The sequence below is a fragment of the uncultured Roseovarius sp. genome (assembly GCF_913054395.1).
In the GTDB taxonomy this organism is placed as follows: domain Bacteria; phylum Pseudomonadota; class Alphaproteobacteria; order Rhodobacterales; family Rhodobacteraceae; genus Roseovarius.
Genome location: NZ_CAJXIP010000009.1, coordinates 1 through 21036, shown reverse-complemented (window position 1 = coordinate 21036; position 21036 = coordinate 1). Strand labels below are relative to the sequence as shown.

The 21036-nt window shown below is 61.2% G+C and carries 20 protein-coding genes and 1 other RNA gene; 6 read left to right on the top strand and 15 right to left on the bottom strand.

Annotated elements, in window-relative coordinates:
- Positions 1-110: 110 nt before the first annotated feature.
- From ssrA to QZ522_RS02305, 4 genes are all read right to left on the bottom strand, one after another.
- Positions 111-463, bottom strand: a transfer-messenger RNA (tmRNA) gene (gene ssrA / locus QZ522_RS02320).
- 8 nt (positions 464-471) lie between these two features.
- Positions 472-1851: a cytochrome P450 gene (locus QZ522_RS02315; RefSeq protein ID WP_294607019.1), complete on the bottom strand. Its 1380-nt coding sequence runs from the start codon at positions 1849-1851 to the stop codon at positions 472-474.
- Complete coding sequence (locus QZ522_RS02310) at positions 1848-3056, bottom strand: hypothetical protein (RefSeq protein ID WP_294607017.1); 1209 nt, start codon at positions 3054-3056, stop codon at positions 1848-1850. Before QZ522_RS02310 ends, QZ522_RS02315 begins: the two co-directional genes overlap by 4 nt.
- A gap of 53 nt (positions 3057-3109) precedes the next feature.
- A complete protein-coding gene (locus QZ522_RS02305) occupies positions 3110-3862 on the bottom strand; it encodes a cytochrome c biogenesis protein CcdA (RefSeq protein WP_294607015.1) in 753 nt (250 codons plus the stop codon).
- A 93-nt stretch (positions 3863-3955) separates the two neighbouring features.
- On the opposite strand from QZ522_RS02305, the gene QZ522_RS02300 reads away from it, so the two are divergent.
- Entirely contained in the window at positions 3956-4183 is a 228-nt protein-coding gene (locus tag QZ522_RS02300) for a sulfurtransferase TusA family protein (RefSeq protein ID WP_294607013.1), read from the top strand.
- Positions 4184-4324: 141 nt separating this feature from the next.
- On the opposite strand, the gene QZ522_RS02295 is transcribed toward QZ522_RS02300, so the two are convergent.
- The 6 genes from QZ522_RS02295 to purC all read right to left on the bottom strand — a co-directional run bounded on the left by QZ522_RS02295 (position 4325) and on the right by purC (position 12337).
- Positions 4325-7015 (bottom strand): Rne/Rng family ribonuclease, encoded by a 2691-nt coding sequence (locus tag QZ522_RS02295; RefSeq protein WP_294607011.1) that lies wholly within the window; start codon positions 7013-7015, stop codon positions 4325-4327.
- Positions 7016-7422: 407 nt separating this feature from the next.
- Entirely contained in the window at positions 7423-8757 is a 1335-nt protein-coding gene (locus QZ522_RS02290; RefSeq protein WP_294607009.1) for a sigma-54 dependent transcriptional regulator, read from the bottom strand.
- 6 nt (positions 8758-8763) lie between these two features.
- Positions 8764-10533: an ATP-binding protein gene (locus QZ522_RS02285; protein WP_294607007.1), complete on the bottom strand. Its 1770-nt coding sequence runs from the start codon at positions 10531-10533 to the stop codon at positions 8764-8766.
- A gap of 70 nt (positions 10534-10603) precedes the next feature.
- Positions 10604-11272, bottom strand: coding sequence for a phosphoribosylformylglycinamidine synthase subunit PurQ (gene purQ / locus QZ522_RS02280; RefSeq protein ID WP_294607005.1), 669 nt, complete (start codon positions 11270-11272; stop codon positions 10604-10606).
- Positions 11272-11511 carry a phosphoribosylformylglycinamidine synthase subunit PurS gene (purS, locus tag QZ522_RS02275; protein WP_294607003.1) on the bottom strand — a complete coding sequence of 80 codons (240 nt, stop codon included), beginning with the start codon at positions 11509-11511 and terminating at the stop codon, positions 11272-11274. Before purS ends, purQ begins: the two co-directional genes overlap by 1 nt.
- 64 nt (positions 11512-11575) lie before the next feature.
- Positions 11576-12337, bottom strand: a complete 762-nt coding sequence (purC, locus tag QZ522_RS02270; RefSeq protein WP_294607001.1) for a phosphoribosylaminoimidazolesuccinocarboxamide synthase — start codon at positions 12335-12337, stop codon at positions 11576-11578.
- Between the two features lie 162 nt (positions 12338-12499).
- Here purC and QZ522_RS02265 point away from each other — a divergent pair, with 162 nt between their 5' ends.
- The gene (locus QZ522_RS02265; protein ID WP_294606999.1) at positions 12500-12814 is read left to right on the top strand and encodes a DUF1476 domain-containing protein; all 315 of its coding nucleotides are present in this window, start codon (positions 12500-12502) and stop codon (positions 12812-12814) included.
- Positions 12815-13061: 247 nt separating this feature from the next.
- On the top strand, positions 13062-14072 hold the full coding sequence (gene bmt, locus QZ522_RS02260; protein WP_294606997.1) for a betaine--homocysteine S-methyltransferase: 1011 nt from the start codon (positions 13062-13064) through the stop codon (positions 14070-14072).
- A 30-nt stretch (positions 14073-14102) separates the two neighbouring features.
- Here the strand turns inward: bmt and QZ522_RS02255 are convergent, their stop codons facing one another.
- Positions 14103-15191, bottom strand: coding sequence for a PA0069 family radical SAM protein (locus QZ522_RS02255; RefSeq protein WP_294606994.1), 1089 nt, complete (start codon positions 15189-15191; stop codon positions 14103-14105).
- Positions 15192-15403: 212 nt separating this feature from the next.
- On the opposite strand from QZ522_RS02255, the gene QZ522_RS02250 reads away from it, so the two are divergent.
- Together QZ522_RS02250 and QZ522_RS02245 are read left to right on the top strand one after the other, a co-directional pair.
- Positions 15404-16108 carry a B12-binding domain-containing protein gene (locus QZ522_RS02250; protein WP_294606992.1) on the top strand — a complete coding sequence of 235 codons (705 nt, stop codon included), beginning with the start codon at positions 15404-15406 and terminating at the stop codon, positions 16106-16108.
- Between the two features lie 68 nt (positions 16109-16176).
- Positions 16177-16827 (top strand): DUF1638 domain-containing protein, encoded by a 651-nt coding sequence (locus tag QZ522_RS02245; RefSeq protein WP_294606990.1) that lies wholly within the window; start codon positions 16177-16179, stop codon positions 16825-16827.
- 91 nt (positions 16828-16918) lie between these two features.
- Here QZ522_RS02245 and QZ522_RS02240 read toward each other — a convergent pair whose 3' ends face one another.
- On the bottom strand, positions 16919-17329 hold the full coding sequence (locus tag QZ522_RS02240) for a SufE family protein (protein ID WP_294606988.1): 411 nt from the start codon (positions 17327-17329) through the stop codon (positions 16919-16921).
- A 126-nt stretch (positions 17330-17455) separates the two neighbouring features.
- Between QZ522_RS02240 and QZ522_RS02235 the strand changes: the two genes are divergently transcribed.
- On the top strand, positions 17456-17971 hold the full coding sequence (locus tag QZ522_RS02235; RefSeq protein ID WP_294606986.1) for a hypothetical protein: 516 nt from the start codon (positions 17456-17458) through the stop codon (positions 17969-17971).
- Between the two features lie 6 nt (positions 17972-17977).
- Here the strand turns inward: QZ522_RS02235 and rnd are convergent, their stop codons facing one another.
- From rnd to purM, 3 genes are all read right to left on the bottom strand, one after another.
- Complete coding sequence (gene rnd, locus QZ522_RS02230; protein ID WP_294606984.1) at positions 17978-19135, bottom strand: ribonuclease D; 1158 nt, start codon at positions 19133-19135, stop codon at positions 17978-17980.
- Between the two features lie 100 nt (positions 19136-19235).
- Entirely contained in the window at positions 19236-19829 is a 594-nt protein-coding gene (purN, locus tag QZ522_RS02225; RefSeq protein ID WP_294606982.1) for a phosphoribosylglycinamide formyltransferase, read from the bottom strand.
- Positions 19826-20875, bottom strand: coding sequence for a phosphoribosylformylglycinamidine cyclo-ligase (gene purM / locus QZ522_RS02220; protein WP_294606980.1), 1050 nt, complete (start codon positions 20873-20875; stop codon positions 19826-19828). The genes purN and purM overlap by 4 nt, the downstream gene beginning before the upstream one ends.
- Between the last annotated feature and the right edge of the window lie 161 nt (positions 20876-21036).

Sequence of the window (21036 nt, the reverse complement as noted above, 5' to 3'; positions counted from 1 at the left end):
GATGAAGGCGGCTTTCAATCAGGGCCTCGCACAGAGGGCCCGCAGGATCGCTAGGGCGATATCTGCACGATTGCAGGGGCCTGTCAATCGGGGTCAGGTTTTTGGGGGTAAGTGCAGGCTTCTGTTGCCAGGTGCCTGCGAACCCCGCCTTACGCGGCTAGGCGCAAGGGCTTAAGTTTCGGCTTGTCTAACAGCTTACGCTGCGAGAGCTACCGGAGCACGATTGTCATTTGCAATTGTACTTTTCGGACCGATAACGGTGGTACCTCACCGAGACAAAGCATACCCCTTTAGACGTTCGTCGATCCTGTTTCGACCCCAGGATCCCCCAAATGAAGGGATTATTGGTGGAGTCGCCGGGTACCGCCCCCGGGTCCGATCCGCTTATTACGAGCGCGTTTATGTCCATAGTCCCCGAAGAGACAGGACACATATAGGGCTTGCCGGGCGGCTTGCAAAGGGGCGATGCAGCTATTTTTCAAGCGGCGCGCGCGGGTGGATGGCAAGCCATATCCCGTCGCGCCCGCGCACTGTCAGATGCGCCACCGGCACGGCGGGGCGCTCGGCCACGATCTCAAACCGATAGGCCCGCACCAGCATCGCCAGCAAAAGTGGCCCTTCGATCATTGCAAACCCGGCGCCGGGACAGACCCGCTGCCCTGCTGAAAACGGCATATAGGCACCGCGCAGGCAGATCTTGCCATTCTCGGTCTGAAATCGCGCCGGGTCAAAGCCGTCGGGGTCATCCCAAAGCCGCTCATGGCGGTGCAGGTGCCAGGGGCTAAGCACGATCTGTGATCCGGTCGGAATGTCACGGTCGCGAAAGCGCTCGGGACAGGTGGTTTCGCGCACCATCATCGGCACCGGAGGATAAAGCCGAAGCGCCTCACGAAAGACATCACGCGCAACCCGAAGCCGCGCCATATCGCCAAATTCCGGGCTGCGCGCGCCGGTCACGGCCTGCGCCTCGGCGGCGACCCTGGCCTGCCACTCGGGGTGCATCGCCAAGAGGTAAAGCGCCCAGGCCAGCGCAGAGGCGCTGGTTTCATGCCCGGCCAGGAAAAAGATAGCCACCTGATCTACCATTTCTTCGGTCTGAAACCGCTGACCGGTGACCGGGTCGGCGGTGGTCATGATCTTGGCGGCAAGATCGTCTGGCGCGGTGCCATTGGTGATCTGCTGCTTCCGGGCCTCGGTCAACCCGGTGATCAGCGCACGAATGGCACGCGCGGTCTGGCGCGTCCGGCGACGATGAAAGCGGGGAAACCAGCGCGGCAGGGGCACGAAAGCGGCAAGGTTCAACACCGGCTGGCTCCGCTGGTGGGCGCGGAATTCGTCAAATACGCGGGTGGCTGTGCCGTCTTCTATCGGGATCGAAAACAGCGTGCGAAAGATGACATCCGCCGCCGCATGGCTGGCTTCGGCCTCGATCTCGACCGGCTTGCCGGTGGCCAGCGGCCCTAGTCGCGCAACGGCGCCCTGCCCGGCCCTGACCATGGCATCAAAGGTATCGCGCAGGCGCCCGCCCTCAAAGGCCGGATCAATGATGCGGCGCTGATGCTTCCACAGATCGCCATTGGTCACAAAGACCGATTGCCCCAACAGCGGGCGCAATCCCTCGCCGATGCGGTCGGATTTCGGGAAATCATCGGGCCGCTGCTTGAGGACCAGATCAATCAACTCGGGCTGATTGCAGAGGTAAGAGCGAAAGAACGGCGTGCGGAATTCGGCCATCCACGCGCGATAGAGCCGCGCGGGCTGGGCCGAGAGAATGTCCTCGCGAAACAACCGCAAATAGCGCCAGAGCGACACCCGCCCCGCGCGCGGGCTTGGTTTTGGCGGCAGGGTCACGGTGTCATGTCCCGATAACCAGAGGTCGGCCGCTCAATTCGGCTTTTGGAGGGCGCGCGCCCGGCAAACCGGGCGCCAAGCCTCACCGGGCCCGCGGTAATCTGGAAGTAATCATAATCGCCGGGGCGATCAAAGGCACAGAGGTACTGGAAATGCAGCCGGAAAAACCGCCACCGCAGCGCCTTCCAGCGCTCGGGACTTAGGGTTTGGGAAAAGGCCGCCGACAGAACCAGCGGCCAGCGCTTGCCAGCCGGGGCAACGCCGGTCACGGCCACCGGATCGCAAAGCGCAAAGGCACAACCGTCGCCCGGCGCGGTGACATCCACCCAGGTCAGTTCATCGCGGGCCGAAAGATAGGCAAGATCGGCGCGCAGCCGATGCGCACGCGGCAGGAAAGACACCATCGGCACCACCTGCCCCAGCGACAGGAACGACAGCGCCGGGCCGTTCTCGGGCACCCTGCCCGCGCGGATGAGATCGGCCAGGATCGACACCCCGAGATGTGCGCCGGAAGAGTGCCCGACCACCAGCACCTCGTCGCTGTCCTGCGTCAGCGCCTCTGCGATTTCGGTGGCAAACTCGGCAAGGCGCGCCTCAAGCTCGGGCGGGTTGGCCCCGAGGTGGCGCGCCGAATAGGCGTAGTCATGCATCAGGTAATAGGCGAAAAACCGGCCATCCATGCGCCGGAACCATTCGAGCACCAGCGGCACGACCAAAAGCCCGCCCCAGGCTGCCCAGGGCTGCCAGAGGGCTAGGAGGTGCCCAAGCCCCCAGGCCAACAGCAGCGCGAGCACCAGTTGCACGATAAGAAAGCCGACCGGGTAAAGCGCCGCGATCACCGGCCCCTTGCGCAACCGCATCAGCCGGAACAGCGCCCCCGAGCCGATATAGGTTGCCGCCGTGCGGATCAGTTGCAGATAGGTGGCGGCGATCCCGCGTGCCATGCTGTCCTTGACGATATCGGACCAGACCAGCACCGCGACCTCGCTCTGCACGGTCTTGCCATTAAAATTTGCCTCCACCGTCCAGCCAAAGCGCGCGCCGGATGTGCCCCCACCAAGCGCGATGTCATAGCCCGACAGCCCCGCCTGCGCGGCGCTTTCCTTGCGGTAAAGCTCGCGGTAGCGGCGGGGTGGAATGGGATCATATCCCGGAATGTAAAACACACGCCTGCGGCGCACCTCGGGGGCGTTATGGCTGCTCATACCTTACCTCTTGCGCGGGCAAGCCTAGCGCAGGACCTTGGCAAGAGTAAGACTTAACCGAGCACCGCAAGCGCCGGAAAGGTTTCAAGCAGCCAGAAGGAAAATGCCGAAAAGCCGCCGGTCAGCATCAGAAGGCCGATCGTCCAGAGCAACAGGCCCATGACCCGCTCGATCTGTTCCATGTGGCGTTTCATCCACCCCATGAGCCCGGTCAGACGCGGCAGGAAGGCCGCCACCAGAAGGAACGGCACGCCAAGTCCGATGGCATAGACCGCCAAAAGGGTTGTGCCGCGCGCCACATTGGCCTCAGAGGCCGCAAGCGACAGGATCGCGCCAAGCTGCGGGCCGATGCAGGGTGTCCAGCCAAAGGCAAAGGCCAGCCCCAGGATATAGGCGCCAAAGGACGATCCGCCCTGATCCCCGGCATCAATCCGGGCTTCGCGATCAAGAAAGGAAATCCGGTAGATGCCGATGAAATGCGCCCCGAACGCCATCACAAGAACGCCCGCTACCGTGTTGAAATAGCTCTGGTATTGCAAGAACACCGTGCCGATGGCCGAGGCCGTAAATCCCAGGAACAGGAACACTGTCGAAAGGCCCAGGACAAAGAACAGGGCCGGCACAACCGCGCGGGCGCGCTTGCCCGAGCCGTCGGACAGCTCGCTCAGGCTGACCCCGCTCATATAGGCAAGATAAGGTGGCACGATCGGCAGCACGCAGGGGCTCAGGAATGAGATGATCCCGGCCATCAGGGCCACGATCATCGCGGGCAAAAGACCGGCGTCTATGATTTCGATTCCAAACATGCCTCGTGACATAGCCCGTTCAAAGCCGCGCGTCACCCGGCATTGCGTCACATCCTTGTGGACAGGCTGTAACAAGGCCGCTATCTGGCGGGTATGACACCGAAAGACACGCTGGATGCCACCGGGCTTTTATGCCCCCTGCCCGTTCTGAAACTGCGCAAGCGGTTGAAATCGCTTGAAGTTGGCGATCTGATCGCGATGCAGGCCGATGATCCGGCGGCGGTGATCGACGTGCCGCATTTCTGCGCCGAGGCCGGGCATGACCTTGTCGAGGCCAAAGAGGCGGACGGCGTTCAGACCTATATCATCCGCAAATCCTAGCGCGTGGCGCCTTCATTCGACGTCATGCGATCCGCTTTGGCGTGTTGAATGCGCATGTTGGGGACTCTCTGGGGCGCGCAAAGCCAAAACGCCGCGCTTTTCAGGGCGCGGCGTTTGTTGTTTTCCTGTCAGGGCCCTGGCTTAGCTGCCAAGTGACCACCAGCCGCGCCGTTTCGGCTTGGCCTCCTGCTCTGCGGTCTCTTCGACCACCGGCGCAGGCTCTGCGGCGGCAACGGGTGCGGGTTCCGGCTCGGGCTCTACCACCGCTGCAACCGGTTCCGGAGTGGGCTCTGGTGCTGCCTCCGGGGTTACTTCGGGGGTCACCTCGGGCGCGGGCTCGACCGGCGCTTCGATCGGGGCCTCGGCGGCAGGCGCGGCCGTCACTTCGGGCTCTTTCTTCTTGCGCGGCGCACGGGTGCGCTTGGGTTTCGGCTTGGGCTCTGCCTCGGCGGCGGGCGCCTCTGCCTCGGCACTGGTCTCTGCCGCCTCGGCCTCTGTGGCCTCTGTGGTTTCGGCCACCTTCGGTTCGGGCTTTTTGCGAGGTTTGCGCGTGCGCTTGGGCTTGGGCTTTTCCTCGGCCTCGGGCTCGGCTGCGGTCTCTGCGGCCGGTTCTACGGGCGTGGCATCAGCCTCGGGCGCGGGTTCTTCGCTTGTCTCTTCGGCCTGACCGTTATCAGCATTCTCGCCGTTGTCGTCCTGACCATTGCCACCCGACTTGGAGCGACGACGACGCCGACGACGCCGTTTTTTCGGCTTTTCACCGTCTTCACCGCCCGTATCCCCATTGCCCTTGGGGGCCTCGGCGTCAGCCTCGCCCTCGTCCGTGGTCACATCCTCTTCGACCTCTTCTTCAAGGTCTTCCATCAAAGAGCTGTTGGCCGAAACGAATTGCGGCACGACCATTTCAGGCACGGCACGGGTCGCTGTCTTGAACTTTTCAAGCGTGAAATCGGGGCTGACAAGGGTGGGGTCACCCTCGATACGCACCGACAGCCCATAGCGGGTTTCGATCCCGGCCACATGTTCGCGCTTCTGGTTCATAAGATAGTTGGCGATGCCCACCGGGCATTTAACCAGAACCTCGCGCGAGCGGCGGCGCACGCCCTCTTCCTCGATCTGGCGCAGAATCGACAGCGCAAGACTGTCATCCGAACGGATCAGACCAGTGCCGTGACAGGCCGGACAGGGCTGGGTCGTCGCCTCGATCATGCCGGGGCGCAGGCGCTGACGCGACATTTCCATCAGGCCAAAGCCGGAAATCCGCCCGACCTGAATGCGCGCGCGGTCGGTCTTGAGCTTGTCCTTCATGCGCTTTTCGACGGCCGAGTTGTTGCGGCGCTCGTCCATGTCGATAAAGTCGATGACGATCAGGCCGGCCAGATCGCGCAGGCGCAATTGGCGGGCGACCTCATCAGCGGCCTCAAGGTTGGTCTTGGTCGCGGTTTCCTCGATCGAACCTTCCTTGGTGGCCCGGCCAGAGTTGACGTCGATGGCGACAAGCGCCTCGGTCACGCCGATGACGATATAGCCGCCGGACTTGAGCTGAACCGTGGGATTGAACATGCCCGACAGGTAGGATTCGACCTGATAGCGCGCGAAGAGCGGCTGTTGATCGACGTAATGTTTCACGTTCTTGGCATGGGACGGCATGATCATCTTCATGAAGTCCTTGGCGATGCGATATCCGCGTTCGCCCTCGACCAGAACCTCGTCGATGTCGCGGTTGTAAAGGTCGCGGATCGAACGTTTGATCAGGTCGCCTTCCTCGTAGATCTTGGCCGGCGCGATGGATTTCAGCGTCAGCTCGCGGATCTGTTCCCAGAGGCGTTGAAGATATTCGTAATCGCGCTTGATCTCGGCCTTGGTGCGTTTGGCCCCGGCGGTGCGCACGATAAGACCGGCACCACTTGGCACGTCGATCTCGTTGGCGATCTCCTTGAGCTTCTTGCGATCAACGGCATTGGTGATCTTCCGGCTGATGCCGCCACCGCGCGCGGTATTGGGCATAAGCACGCAATAGCGGCCTGCGAGGCTAAGATATGTGGTCAGTGCCGCGCCTTTGTTGCCGCGTTCTTCCTTGACGACCTGCACCAGAAGAATCTGGCGGACCTTGATCACTTCCTGAATCTTGTAGCGACGCGGACGCGGTTTGCGCACCGGGCGGATGTCTTCGCTGTCGTCTTCATCGGCAACGGATTCGATGTCGTCATCGCGCGACGCATGGTCACGTGTGTTGGTGGTATCGTCACCATCGCTATCGCTGTCGTCGTCCTGGCCATCTTCACCGGTGTCGGTGGCATCGGCCTCTGCGGTTTGCGCCTCTGCGGATTCGCTTTCGGGCTCTTCCACGGGGGTTTCGGCGACACGCTCCATCGGCGACGAGCCTTCTTCGCTCTCGTCCTCGAGATCGATGGTTTCCATGCCGGAAATCTCGGCATTCACCACCGCGTCATCGGACTTGGTGGTTTCCGCCTTGGCTTTGGTGCGGGACCGTGAGCGGGTGCGCCGCTTGGGCTTTTCCTCTTCCTCGGATTGCGCCTCGGCATAGGCGCGCTCTTCTTCCATCAGAGCTTCGCGATCGGCGACCGGAATCTGATAGTAATCGGGGTGGATTTCCGAAAAGGCAAGGAACCCGTGGCGATTGCCGCCATAGTCGATGAACGCCGCCTGAAGCGACGGTTCGACCCGTGTAACCTTTGCTAGATAGATATTGCCTGCAAGTTGGCGTTTGTTTTCGGATTCAAAATCAAATTCCTCGACCTTGTTTCCGTCGACCACCACAACGCGGGTTTCTTCCGCGTGGGTGGCATCAATGAGCATTTTCTTAGCCATGTTTTCCGTTTGCATCGCGGCGCAGGCACCTGCCCCGGAGGAGCGGCGTGTTGCGGGAGATGTCTGATAAGGGCGATAGCGTGCGCGCAGCCAAGGGTGCCGATACCGGCCCCGGCCATGACGATTTGATGTGTCGCGCGCTTCATCGCGGTTCTTCTACTCCGGCACCCGTAAGGGCGCCAATTCAGGGCCTGACCACCCCGAATTTCAGGGGTCAGGCGTGTATTTGGCCCGTTCTAAAGGGCCCAATCGGTCTGTTGGGAACGGTGGGCAATCACCCTTGACGCGCATCCAACAGCGAAACTCTCGCGAGAGGTGCGTCAATGCACACCTCTCGATGCTTTTACACTAAAGCGTCATATAGAGTAATTACAATGGCCAAAATGCCAAACAGACCGATTGCACGCTCAGAGATAGTCGGAGCGCTGCAAACCGTATTTCGCCATTTTTTCATTCAGCGTGCGGCGCGGCAGGCACAATTCATCCATCACCGCCGCGATTGATCCCTTGTGGCGGCGCATCGTGTTGTCGATCAGCATCCTCTCGAAGGCCTCGACATATTCCTTGAGCGGCTTGCCCTCGGTGGTCATCACCGGCTGCATGTCCTGATGATCCGAGATCAGAAGCGAGGCGATGGTGCCGCTGCCACGGCGCGATTGCAACACCGCGCGCTCGGCCACGTTGAACAACTGGCGCACATTGTCGGGCAATAGAGACTGCAAAAGCTGGGTCGCCTCCTGTGCCGAAACCTGTGGCGCATCACAGCCGTAATCATCGGCAAACTGGTCGCTGAACCGGGTGAACAGCGTCAGGATATCCTCGCCCCGCTGGCGCAGCGGCGGCAGGGTGATACGCAGCGAGGCCAGCCGGTAAAACAGATCCGGGCGCAACGCGTCTTCACAGGTGCGGCCCTCGTCCTGCATGTTGGAAATGGCGACAATCCGGGTTTCGGGCGGGGTGCCGTCCTGGTTGATATGGGTCAGAAGTCGGGCCTGCGCGGCCTCGGACAGGGATTCAATATCCTCAAGCACAAGCGTGCCACCGCGCGCCTCTTCAACGGCGGGCAATTGGTTGTCGTCGGGCTGCATCGGGCCAAACAGTCGCTTGATCAGCGCGTCTTCCTCGAAGGCGGCGCAGGACACGGAGACGAATTTCTTGCCGGCACGTGCACCGACCGCATGAAGGGCATGCGCCACGAGCGTCTTGCCGGTGCCGGTCTCGCCCTCAATCAGGACGTGGCCATCGGCCTGCCCCAGATCAAGGATGTCCTCTTTCAGCCGCTCCATCGCCTGGCTTGTGCCAATCAGTTTTTTCATGAGCTGGCCGCCATCCGACAGCTCTTTGCGCAGGGCGCGGCTATCAAGGGTCATGCGGCGTGCATTGGTGGCCTTCTTGGCCAGTTCGGTCATGCGGTCGGGGTTGAACGGCTTTTCCAGAAAATCGAACGCGCCGATCCGCATCGCCTCGACCGCCATCGGCACATCGCCATGTCCGGTGATCATAATCACCGGCAGGCTTGAATCCGCGCCCATCAGCTTTTTGAGGAACTGCATGCCGTCCATGCCGGGCATCCTGATGTCGGTGACGACGATACCGGGATAATCCGCCCCAAGCGATTTCAGCGCTTCTTCGGCACTTGGAAAGGCCTCGGTGTCATAGCCCGACAGGGCCAGCCACTGGCTGATCGACTGACGCATGTCTTTTTCATCGTCAACAATCGCAATTTTCATCGCACTTGGCATTTTGCTTCACTCCGCTGCACGGGTCTCTTCGGGGTCTTCCTGTAAGATAGGAAGTTGCATCTCAAATACAGCCCCCCCACCGGTCGCATTGCGCGCCGTCAGGCGGCCCCCAAGGTCGTTCACGATACCCGATGAAATGGCAAGCCCCAACCCAACCCCGTCACCGGGAAGCTTGGTGGTGTAAAACGGCTCGAAGAGGTTCTCGAAGTTGACAATTCCGGTGCCATTGTCGCGCACTGTCAGGATCGCGGTTTCGCCTGCGGCGAGGAGGATGTCGATGGTCGCATCCTCGACGTTTTCGGTGGCATCCATGGCGTTGCGCAACAGGTTGATCATCACCTGTTCCACCCGTACCCGATCGCCCATGATCATCACCGGTTCACTGGGCAGGGTGCGGTCGATCCTGACCTTGCGCAGACGCAGTTGCGGTTCCATCATCGCAAGCGCCGAGGCAAGCGCATCGCCCATGTTTACAGGCTCGAACGTGTCGCCGCTCTGGCGCGCATAGGACTTGAGCTGTTTGGTGATCACGCCCATCCGCTCGATCAGGTCGTCGATCCGCTGGAACGACGACAGCGCCTCGTCCGGGCGGTTGCGGGTCAGCAAAAGCCGGGCGCCGGCAAGGTAGGTTTTCATCGCCGCCAGAGGCTGGTTCAACTCGTGGCTGACAGCCGCCGACATCTCGCCCAGCACCGCCAGTTTCGAGCTTTGCTGAAGCGTCTGTTCGGCCACGGCAAGGTTCTCCTGCACCCTCTGACGCTCGGCGATTTCCCGCTGGAGGCGGGCGTTCAATGCGCGAAGCTCTGCCGATTCCCGCTGAAACAGCGTCATCCGCAGGACCGTGCGCCGGTTCAGAAAGTAAAACGCAAGCGCCAGGAGAATCGCAAAACCCATGATTTCAAGCGCAAGATAACCGTTTACCTTGTCGCGAACCGCGGCATAGGTGGTGAAACTCGCGATCCGCCAGCCACGAAACGCCACCCGTCCCTCGACCCGCATCACCGCCTCGCCACGCACATAGGCATCGGGCGGAAGCGCGGTCCAGTCGGCGGTGGCCTGAATGGCGCGTTGGATCGCACTGTTGGCGGGCTCGCGGCGCAGGGCGTCGGCCTCGGTCACACCGCGCCAGCGGGGCTCGGTCGCAAGGATGATCTGGCCCTCGCTGTCGGTGACCATCACCGCATCCGAAATCCCCGCCCAGGCCCGCTCGTATTTGCGCAGGTCGACCTCGACAAGGATCACGCCAAGCACCTCGTTCTGGGTGTCGATCCGGCGCGAATAGTAAAAGTTGTATTGCCCGGATTCCTGGCGCAACACCTTGAAAACGGTATCCCTGGATCGCAGCGCATCTACAAAATACGGCTCTTGTTTCAAAGACTTGCCAAGCGAACTTCGCTCTGTCGCGGCGACGGTACGCCCGTCCTTGTCGAGCAATGTCAACGAGGCGGCGCCGATCTCGCTGAGAAAGGAAATGAGCCGCTGCGTGGACTGAGCATAATCAGAGGTACTCAGCGCACGGATAAGTGCCGGGTCGCGCGCCAGAAGCTGGGGCACAATCGCGTTCTGGCGCAACTCGCTCAGCAGGTTGCCGCTATAAAGCACAAGGCGCAATTCGGCGCGGTTGCGGGTGTTTTCGGTAAAGCGGTCGGTCAACAGCCGGTTGGTGATCACCACCACCGATACCGCCAGCACCACAAGCACCAAAAGCACCAGGCGCGCGCGCCAGCTTATGGTGCGCGTCCGCGGTAGCGGGGGTTTGCTCAATGAGGTGTTCATAGCCTAAAGTCTAGGGCGCAAGCGCGCGCGCCTCAAGGTGCCAGGCAACGGGGTGCAGCGCGCCAGAGGCTCAGGCGAGAGCAAGCTGGTCCACCAGCGATGCAAACATCGGCGCGCCATCGGTGCCACCCTGAAGCGGCTCTGCCATCCGCTCGGGATGCGGCATCATGCCGAGAACCCGGCGGTTCTCCGACAGGATACCGGCGATGTCGCGGGCCGACCCGTTAGGATTGTCGTCATAGGTAAAGGCCACCCGGTCGTCGCCCTCAAGCCGGTCAAGGGTGTCCGCATCGGCAAAGTAATTGCCATCGTGATGGGCAATCGGAATGGTGATATGGCTGCCTGCAGCATAGCCATGGGTGAACGCGCTATCGGCGGTTTCCACGGTAAGCGACACCGGCTTGCAGATATATTTCAGCCCCGCGTTGCGCAGCAGGACACCGGGCAACAGACCGGTTTCCGTCAGCACCTGAAAACCGTTGCAGACGCCAAGCACATAACCGCCCTTTTTCGCATGTCCGATCACCGACCGGCAGATCGGGGAATTGGCCGCAATCGCCCCGCAACGCAGGTAGTCGCCAAACGAGAACCCGCCCGGAACGCCGATGATATCAACCCCTTGCGGAAGGTCCGTATCCTTGTGCCAGACCATCGACACCCGCGCGCCTGCGCGCTCAAAAGCGACGGCCAGGTCACGGTCACAGTTCGAGCCGGGAAAGACGATGACGGCGGCATGCATCAGAGGATCTCCACGCTGTAGCTTTCGATCACGGTATTGGCGAGAAGCTTGTCGCACATGGCGGTCACTGTCTCTTTTGCCTTGGCGGCGTCGGTCTCGGACAGGTCAAGCTCGATCACCTTGCCCTGGCGAACACCGTTCACCCCGTCAAAGCCCAAGGACCCGAGCGCGTGGCGCACGGCCTCGCCCTGCGGATCGAGAACCCCGTTTTTCAACATGACATGCACGCGAGCTTTCATGGCGTCTTTCCTATGTCTTTTGGCGGCGCGGCGCGCCGGATGGTCATCGGGCACAGGCCCGCATTCAGTTGATCAGCGTCGGACGTGCCATCGGGGTGGCGCCTTTGGGCATGATGCCAAGACGGTTTGCCACTTCGCTATAGGCATCCGTTAGGCTGCCGAGATCACGGCGGAACACGTCCTTGTCAAGCTTGCGACCGGTCTCGATATCCCACAGGCGACAGCTGTCGGGGCTGATCTCGTCGGCGATGATCAGGCGCTGGAAATCACCGTCATAGACGCGGCCGATCTCGATCTTGAAATCAACCAGCTTGATGCCGATACCGAACATCACGCCGGCCATGAAATCATTGACCCGAAGTGCAAGGCTCAGGATGTCGTCCATGTCCTGCTGGCTGGCCCAGCCAAAGGCCGCGATATGTTCTTCGGTCACCAGCGGATCGCCAAGCGCGTCGTCCTTGAGGCAATATTCGACGATCGGGCGCGGCAGTTGCGTGCCCTCTTCGATGCCAAGCCGCTTGGCCATGGTGCCTGCGGCATAGTTGCGCACGATCACTTCAAGCGGGACGATTTCGCAGGCGCGCACCAGTTGCTCACGCATATTGATGCGTTTGATGAAATGCGTCGGCACGCCGATCGTGTTCAGACCGGTCATGAAATATTCCGAAAGCATGTTGTTGAGCACGCCCTTGCCTTCGATGACGGCCTTTTTCTCGGCGTTGAACGCCGTGGCGTCATCCTTGAAATATTGAATGATCGTACCGGGTTCAGGCCCTTCATAAAGGGTCTTCGCCTTGCCTTCGTAGATTTTCTTGCGCCGCGCCATGCCAACTCCGCCGGTTGGGTCAGGGGCCGAGTCCCCCGTACCGTTGCGTCCTCATAGTGCATGGGCAGCATTGTCGCAAGATCACGTTGGCCCCTTGCCCTTTGACGCGCAGGATTGCATATCTGATAAAACATCACCGCCTTGCTAATGGGGAATGGACCTATGACCACTTTTGACGAACGCGAAAACGCATTTGAAAACAAATTCGCCCATGACGAGGAAATGAAATTCCGCGCCGAGGCCCGCCGCAACAAGCTTTTGGGCCTTTGGGCGGCAGAGCTTCTGGGCAAGACCGGCGATGACGCCGACGCCTATGCAAAAGAGGTCGTCAAGGCCGATTTCGAAGAGGCCGGCCACGAGGACGTGGTGCGCAAAGTTGCCGCCGACCTTGGCGATATCGCCGATGCCGACACCATCCGCGGCAAGATGGCAGAGCTGCTCCGGATCGCCAAAGACCAGCTTATGAAAGAAGTCTAAGGGATTTTGCCCTGTTGACCTTTGCAAGGCGCGCCCCGACGGGTGCGCCTTTCTTATTTGCATATTCGACCGCCAGGCCGATGGGCCCCCACCTTTCGGCGGATGGTGCAGCTTGTGACCGGGGCGCTGCATCCGGGGGCATCTGCGGCCAATCGGAAGCGGCCTCACAATTGTCATGAAGAAAATGAGTTTGCGCAAAAGCATCATTCGTGACAGGACACGCGGTGACTTTATCCGGGATGTACCGATGACAAATGCCTTTTCCCAAATGCTGGCCGCGCGCGACTGGATCCTTGCCGACGGCGCCACTGGGACGAATCTTTTCAACATGGGCCTGCAATCGGGGGATGCCCCCGAGATGTGGAACGATCAGCACCCCGACCGGATCGAGCGTTTGTACAAACAGGCGGTCGATGCGGGAAGTGACCTGTTCCTGACCAACTCCTTTGGCGGCAACGCTGCGCGACTCAAATTGCATGGTGCGGAGAAACGCGCGGGCGAACTGTCGCGCATTTCCGCCGAAATTGGCCGCGAGGTTGCCGACCGCTATGACCGCCCGGTGATCGTGGCCGGCTCTGTCGGCCCAACCGGAGAGATCATGGCCCCGATGGGTGCGCTGACCCACGAGCTGGCGGTGGAGATTTTTCACGAACAGGCCGAGGGCCTGAAGGAAGGCGGGGCCGATGTGCTCTGGCTTGAAACGATTTCCGCCCCCGAAGAATACAAGGCCGCCGCCGAGGCGTTCAAACTTGCGGATATGCCGTGGTGTGGCACGATGAGCTTTGACACGGCCGGGCGCACGATGATGGGGCTGACCTCGGCCGATATGGTGACGATGGTGGAAAAGCTGGCCAATCCGCCGCTGGCCTATGGCGCCAATTGCGGGGTCGGCGCATCCGATCTGCTGCGCACCGTGCTTGGGTTTGTCGCGCAAGGCAGCGAGCGACCGATCATTGCGAAGGGAAACGCCGGTATCCCGAAATACCATGACGGGCATATCCATTATGACGGAACCCCCGATCTGATGGCCGAATATGCGGTTCTGGCGCGCGATGCGGGCGCGACGATCATTGGCGGCTGCTGTGGCACCATGCCCGAGCACCTGTCCAAAATGCGCGAGGCGCTGGAAACCCGCCCGCTTGGCGAGCGACCGACGCTGGATCAGATCACCGATGCGCTTGGGCCGTTTTCCTCGGCGGCGGATGGCACCGGCGATGACACGCCAGAGCCGCGCCGCACACGGCGTCGGCGCGCATAAACACAGCGCTCATAAGGTCTGACAAGCGCGTCACCCGAAAAGCGACATCTGGGCGCCCTTCTCAAAAGGGCGCTCGAAAAGATCGAGCCGCAGCCCCGGTTGGTCACCACTCAACCCAAGCCGCGCCGCCGCCGCCTCGAACCGGCGGGCGATAAGGCGGGCATAAACGCCGGTTCCGCGCATCCGTCTGCCCCATTCGGCCTCATAGTCCTTGCCGCCATGCATTTCGCGTACCCGGTTCATCACCCGGTTGACGCGGTCGGGGTAATGCGCCTGTAACCACTCCTGAAACAGCGGCGCGACCTCCAGCGGCAGGCGCAGCATGATCCAGCTGGCCGCATCCGCCCCGGCCTCCTGCCCGGCAGCAAGCAGCGCCTCGATCTCGTGATCCGTCAGCCCCGGAATGATCGGCGAGGTCATGAGACGCACCGGCACGCCTGCATCGCTCAACGCGCGAATCGTGGCCAGCCGGCGCTTGGGCGACGGTGCGCGCGGCTCAAGCCTGCGCGCCAGGTCCGCATCAAGCGAGGTCACCGAAATACCAACCCGCACCAGCCCCTGGCCTGCCATATCCGCCAGGATATCAAGATCACGCTCAATCAATGTGCCCTTGGTCACAATCGCCACCGGATGGCTAAAGCGCCGCAGCACCTCAAGGCAGGCCCGCGTGATAGCCTGCTCCTGCTCTATCGGCTGATAGGGATCAGTATTCGTGCCGATGGCGATCGGGCGCGGCACATAGCGCGGGTGGCGTAACTCTTTATCCAACAGAGTTGACGCATTCGGCCGCGCAATCAGCCGGGTTTCAAAATCGAGCCCCGGCGACATTCCAAGCCAGGCATGCGTTGGACGGGCAAAACAATAGATACATCCATGTTCACAGCCGCGATAAGGATTGACAGACCGGTCAAACGGCAGGTCGGGCGAGCGGTTATAGGTAATGATCCGGCGCGCGACCTCGGTCGTGACATGGGTGCACAGCAGATTATCCCCCACCTCTTGCGCCCATCCGTCCGCGTCAAAGCGCGTCTGGCTTTTCTCATAGCGCCCGGCGGCATTGCTACAGGCGCCGCGCGCCCTGATCCGCAGGTCCGGTGGTATCGTTTCACTCTCAGCCATTGACGATTAATGGAACATAAGGGGAACATATGCAACAGACTTATATAGATCATGACAAGTTTGCAGTGTGTCGGCCCACAATTCATCGCTATAAGTCGGTTGCAGCGCAGCCAGTGTCGTATTCCGGAAAGTGAAACCGCGACAAATTGACGAAAGCTGCATAAGAAACCAACACTCCGTGCCTTCACGCACAGCAATCAAGGATTTGCGTAATGTCTGACCAAGAAGACGACATCATCCTGTCGGACCTGGACAATGAAGAACTTGTTCAGCAGATGTTTGACGACCTTTACGACGGTCTGAAAGAAGAGATCGAGGAAGGCGTGAACATCCTTCTTGAGCGTGGCTGGCAGCCCTATCAGGTGCTGACAGAGGCGCTTGTGGGCGGCATGACCATCGTCGGCAAGGATTTCCGCGACGGCATTCTCTTCGTCCCCGAGGTGCTTTTGGCCGCCAACGCGATGAAGGGCGGCATGGCCATCCTCAAACCGCTTCTGGCCGAAACCGGCGCCCCGCGCGTCGGCAAGATGGTGATCGGCACCGTCAAGGGCGACATCCACGACATCGGCAAGAACCTCGTCAGCAGGATGATGGAAGGCGCCGGTTTCGAAGTGGTTGATCTCGGCATCAACAACCCGGTTGAAAAATACATCGAGGCGCTCGAGACCGAGGCCCCCGACATCCTTGGCATGTCGGCGCTTTTGACCACCACGATGCCCTATATGAAGGTCGTGATCGACACGATGATTGAACAGGGCAAGCGCGATGATTACGTTGTTCTTGTCGGTGGCGCCCCGCTGAACGAAGAATTCGGCAAGGCAATCGGCGCAGATGCCTATTGCCGCGATGCCGCCGTGGCCGTGGAAACCGCCAAGGACTTCATGGCGCGCAAACACAACAAACTGGCCGCTGGCTAAGCTGAACCTCTGATTTCAAGCTTAACGGCCCGCGTCCTTCGCGGGCCGTTTTTCGTACCGGAGACCCAATGACCGATCTGCCTAGCGATGACACGCTGACCCAACATGGCCTGGAGGCGCGCAATGGCGGGCGCATCCTGTTGATCGCCTGCGGCGCCCTGGCGCATGAAATCCTGACGCTCAAGCGGCTCAATGGCTGGGATCACATGGATCTGACCTGCCTGCCCGCCAAACTTCACCTCTACCCCGAAAAGATCACCGCCGCAGTGGAAGAGGCCGTGCTCAAGCACCGCGCTGCCTATGATCATATCTTCGTGGTCTATGCCGATTGCGGCACCGGCGGTGAGCTTCAGACAAAATGCGCCGAACTTGGCGTCGAGATGGTCGAGGGGCCGCATTGCTATTCGTTTTTCGAAGGCAATGACCGCTTTGCCGAACGCGGTGACGCCGATATGACCGCGTTTTTCCTGACCGATTTCCTGGTCCGGCAGTTCGATGCCTTCGTCTGGAAACCGATGGGCCTCGATCGCCATCCCGAACTGCGCGACATGATTTTCGGAAATTACACCACCCTGATCTACCAGGCCCAGACCGACGACCCGGCTCTGATCGTCAAGGCGCGCGCCTGCGCCGACCGGCTCGGCCTGCGGTTCGAGCATCGCTTCACCGGATATGGGGACCTTGCCAAATCACTTGAACGTCAATCCGCAAAACACTGATTAGGTTCATCTTTCCTTAAATACTCTGGGGAGTTTGAGGGGTGAAACCCCTCATTACGCCATACCTCTGCGCCACAGGCGCTCCGCCAGGTCAGGCCGCCTCGCTTGCCACCAGCCGGATGCGCTCGATCATCGCCCGCAGCCCGTTCGAGCGTTGCGCGGACAGATGGTCATTAAGCCCGAGCCGCGCCAATTCTCCCGGCGCATCTACCTTGACGACCTCGGCCAGCGGCAGGCCATTGTAAAGCGCGCGCAGCACCGCGATCAACCCGCGCACAATCATCGCATCGCTGTCGCCCTCAAAGCTGAACCGCCCGGCGTCGATGCGCGGATGCAGCCAGACCTGGCTGGCACAGCCGTCGACCTTGGTTGCGGGCACCTTCAGCGCCTCGTCAAGTCCCGGCATCGCCTTGCCATAGTCGATGACATAGCGATAGCGGTCTTCCCAATCCTCGAGAAACTCGAAATCGTCGACAATCTCTTCAAAGGTTTCCGTGGCCATCGCATGCTCCTTCTTGCTTGCCTTATGACCTAGGCGCCGCGTTGATCGACGTCCAGCCCCAGCTTGCACCTTTTCAACCCTGCCCGGATAGGGTAACCGAGGGAAAAGATGTCAAAGGCGGTACTGATGCGCATCCTTCTTGCTCTCACGATGGTTTCCTCAATGCTTCTTGCGGGCTGTGGCGGTCTGCGCGACTCGCGGGTCAACCCGGCCAACTGGTTCGGCAAAAGCAAATCACGCCCGGTGGCGACGGCGCCTGCGGAAAACGTGAACCCGCTCATTCCGGTCAAGCAAGACAGCATTTTCCGCCGCAACAAGGCCGAGGTCTACCTCGGCACGCCAGTGGACCAGATCACCGAGATGAAGATCGAGCGTACAACCGACGGCGCCATCATACGTGTGACCGGGCTAAGCATGCGTCAGGGGGCGTTTGACGTGCGCCTCGTTGCCGACAACAAGGGCGAGCCGGTCAATGGCGTGCTCCGCTACAAACTTCTGGCGCTCCAGCCGGAAAACCAGCCTCAGGGCTCGGAGCGTGCGCGCACCGTACATGTGGCCGAGTTCATCTCGACCCAGACTTTGGAAGAAGCCCGCACCATCATCGTGACCGGCGCGCGCAACGAACGCAGCAGCACCCGCTAGTCCCTGTTAAAGATCGACCACCTCAATCGACTGGCCTTTGACCGCCAATGCGATTTCACCATCGCAGAGGCGCATGGCATCGCGCCCGAACACATCAAACCGCCAGCCCTGCAAGGCTGCCACATCGCGCTTGCCCGCCGCCATCAGATCAAGATCAGAGGCCGAGGCAATAAGCTTGGAGGCCACCCCGTAATCCTCGGTCTTGGCCTTGAGCAAGACCCGCAACAGATCGGCCAGCGCCGGGTTGACCTGCAACTTGTCATTGCTGGCATCGACTTTCGGGGTTTTCTCGGGCGGGCAGGCCAGCCCCGTCTTGACCGCCGCAAGGATGCCATCGGCGATCTCGCCCTTGCGGGCCTCGCGCATCAAAAGCCGCGAGCGGCCAAGATCCTGAAGAGTCTGGGGCTTGGTCGACGCCAGTTCGACCAAGGCATCGTCCTTATAGACCCGGCTGCGCGGCACATCGCGCGACTGGGCGTATCCCTCGCGAAAACGGGCCAGTTCGCGCACCACCGCCAGGAATTTGCCAGAGGTGTTGCGCGTCTTGATCCGTTTCCAGGCCTCTGTCGGCTCCACCCGGTAGGTGCCCGGATTGGTCAGCACGCGCAGTTCTTCGGCGACCCATATGTCACGCCCCGTCGTCTGAAGCTTCTTGGCCAGGTATTCGTAGACCAGACGCAGATGCGTCACATCGGCCAGTGCATAGGATTTTTGTGCATCGGTCAGAGGACGGCGCGACCAGTCGGTGAACCGCGAGGTCTTGTCGACCTGCTGCTTGCAGATCTTGCGCACCAGAGTCTCATACCCCGCCTGTTCGCCAAAGCCACAGACCATCGCCGCAACCTGCGTGTCAAACAGCGGATCGGGAATCACCCCGGCATCGACAAAGAAAATCTCCAGGTCCTGTCGCGCGGCATGAAAAACCTTTACGACCGAGGTGTCGCGGAACAGGTCGTAAAGCGGTTCAAGCGACATTTCCCCAACCAGCGGATCGACCAGAACGGCGCTGTCGTCATCGGTGCCCGGCACCGCAAGCTGCACCAGGCAGAGCTTGGAATAATAGGTGCGCTCGCGCAGAAACTCGGTGTCGACGGTTACATAGTCATGCTCTGCGGCCATGGCGCAATACTGGGCCAGCTCTTCGGTCGTGGTGATGGTTTTCATCCGGGTGATCTTGCTCTTTTTGTGTGTGCCCTGCGGTGTCCCGGGCGCGGTATAGGTCAGATAGTGGCGAAATGGAATGCCCCGGACCGTCAGGTCACACTCAGGGCAGGAAAAGCGGGGTGCGGTCGCCCGCTGCAAAGCGCCGCAAAACGGCCGGGTAAAGGATATGTTCCTGCTCCAGAACCCGCGCGGCGAGGGTTTCGGGCGTGTCATCTCCCAGGATCGGCACGCGCGCCTGTCCAAGGATGGGGCCGTCATCAAGCTCTGCGGTGACCTCGTGCACGGTACAGCCGGCCTCGCTCTCGCCCGCCTCAAGCGCGCGGGCATGGGTATTAAGGCCGCGATACTTCGGCAAAAGCGAGGGGTGGATATTAAGCATCCTGCCCTGCCACGGCCCGACAAACCCCGCCGTCAGAACACGCATGAACCCCGCAAGGCAAATCAGGTCAATGTCATACGGCACCAGCCGCGCGGCGATCTCGGCCTCAAAACCGGCGCGGTCGCCTTTGAAGGGGCGGTGATCAACCACTTCTGTCGCGATTCCCTGCCCCCTCGCCCATTCAATCCCGCCCGAATCGGCGCGGTTTGACAGCACAAGAACCGGGCGCGCCGGGTGATCGCCCGCCATATCGACGACAAGGCTGCGCATGTTCGACCCGCCACCGGACAGAAAAATCGCGACGCGTTTGCTCACAGAAGGGCACCCGTATAGCTTACCGTTCCGTCGCCGCGCGTGACATGGCCGATCTCGGAAACGGTTTCGCCCGCCCCTTCCAGCGCCCCCTTGACCGCAGCAGCCTTTGCCGGGTCGGCGACCACGATCATGCCGAGCCCCGAGTTGAAGGTCTTGAGCAGCTCGCCCTCGGCCATGCCGCCGGTTTCGGCCAGCCAGCGGAACACCGGCGGCAATTGCCATGCCCCAAGATCGACCGTCGCCGCAAGCCCCTCGGGCAGAACGCGCGGCAGGTTCTCGGTCACGCCACCACCGGTGATATGGGCCATGCCCTTGACCCCGCCCTGCTTCATCGCGCCCAGAACCGAGCGCACATAAAGCCGCGTCGGCGTCAGCAGGGCCGCGCCAAGGCTGCCCGTCGCCCAGGGGCAATCATCGCCCCAGCCAAGGCCAGACATCTCGACGATGCGGCGCACAAGGCTGTAGCCGTTGGAATGCACGCCATCGCTGGCCAGTCCCAAAAGAACGTCGCCCTCAGCGATATCACGCGGCAGATCCCGGCCGCGCTCCATCGCGCCGACGGCAAAGCCCGCCAGATCGAAATCGCCCTTGGGGTACATGCCCGGCATTTCCGCAGTCTCGCCGCCGATCAGGGCACAGCCAGAACCTTCGCAGCCACGCGCGATGCCCTCGATGATGCGTGCCGCCTGATCCAGCTCAAGCTTGCCGGTGGCAAAGTAATCCAGAAAGAACAGCGGTTCTGCACCCTGACAAATCAGGTCATTGACACACATCGCCACAAGATCGACGCCAACGCCATCGACATGCCCGGTATCAATCGCAATCCGAAGCTTGGTGCCGACACCATCGGTGGCTGCCACAAGGATCGGGTCGTCATATCCGGCCGCCTTGAGATCAAACAGCCCGCCGAACCCGCCAAGGCCCGACATCACGCCCGGGCGCACGGTCCGTTTGGCGGCGGGTTTGATCCGCTCGACAAGCGCGTTGCCCGCATCAATATCAACACCCGCATCGGCGTAGGTTATACCCGTCTTCTTATCGGTCATGACTGTGCTCCGTCTTTCGCTGCGACCCGGTTAGACCATCGGCAGCACCTTCGCAATGTGAAAGCCTTGACGCCCCGAGCGCCACCTTTTACGAGGGCAAACAGGTCGGGCCTGTAGCTCAATTGGTTAGAGCAGAGCGCTCATAACGCTTTGGTTGGGGG